A 1,135-nucleotide genomic window follows, 5' to 3' on the forward strand; every position below is an offset into this window, starting at 1 on the left:
AATGAAATCGGAACAGGTGGCCGGCTTCGTTTCGGAATCAATGGCCGGCTTCATCGGAATACGCAAACAGTCGGAGCGATTGGTTCTTTGCCTTCCTCGATGCCTTTCCGACGCCGGCCAGCGTCACGGCGCTGACAAAGGAGGATTTCGTCGAGGCGGCTTGGGATGTCGTCGGCCGTAAGGTCAGCAAGACCCAGCTCCTCATGGACATCTACGAGACAGCGCGGACCTCAATCGGTTTGCCTCTACCCCTTGATGCCCCCGCAATTCGCATGTTCCGTATGGTCGTGGCCGAAGCGCGCAGCCTGATCAGGCAACGCAATGAGATCGAGATGCAGGCTGACGAACTGCTGCGGCACAGTCAGGATTACCAGCTCCTGCGGCAGATCCCCGGCATTGGCCCCATCAATGCGCTGACGATCATTGCGGAGGCTGGCGATCTGCGCCGCTTTCGGCACCATCGTCAGTTTCTGAAGTTCTGCGGGCTGGACCTGTCGACGCAGCAGTCTGGTCAATATCGCGGGCTCACCCGGCTCTCGAAGTTTGGCAATGCCAGGCTGCGACGAACGCTCTGGATCGCCGGGCAAGTCGCCATCCGTCAGCGCGAGAATGGCTTCAGGCACAAGTTCGAACGCTACATCGCACGCGATCGCGACAATCCCGATCTGCGCCGCAAGGCGATGACCGCAATTACCGCCAAGATGGCGCGCGTCGTGCACGCCGTCATCAAGAGCGGTTCCGACTACCGGCCCTTCGTTGAGGGGCGGGTGCCAGGTGGAATAACCTCTGTCAGCTAGGGCCGTGAGGGCATCTTTGCGATGACCCTGTAGATAATGTTCGGGTCTTCCACCTGGATCAGTAGCTCGTGTTGAGGACGGTGAGGGCCGCCGCCAGGCGTACCCTGTGTTTGCTATGGACGAGACCTTTTCCTTCGCCAGTGGAAGCCGCCTGGTTCGATCACCCAGCTTGACGAGCGCCATGCAGCAAGAGCATGCTGGCGCACAGAGAGACTTTGACTGTGCGCTTCAATTCCTTCCGCTCTTAGGACGTTGTCGGAACGGACATGGCCGGGCACACCACGCAGGATGAACAGGTCCGACAGGGCGTCGATGACGTCGGTCGAGTTGAGCTTGCG

The 1,135-nt window shown here is 59.9% G+C and carries 2 pseudogenes; one reads left to right on the forward strand and one right to left on the reverse strand.

Annotated elements, in window-relative coordinates:
* Positions 1 to 65: 65 nt before the first annotated feature.
* Positions 66 to 797: pseudogene (locus L630_RS0120785) on the forward strand (IS110 family transposase); the annotation flags it as partial.
* 113 nt (positions 798 to 910) lie between these two features.
* Here the strand turns inward: L630_RS0120785 and L630_RS23310 are convergent.
* A pseudogene (locus L630_RS23310) lies at positions 911 to 1,135 on the reverse strand (hypothetical protein); the annotation flags it as partial.

The organism is Aminobacter sp. J41 (assembly GCF_000526635.1).
Classification (GTDB): domain Bacteria; phylum Pseudomonadota; class Alphaproteobacteria; order Rhizobiales; family Rhizobiaceae; genus Aerobium.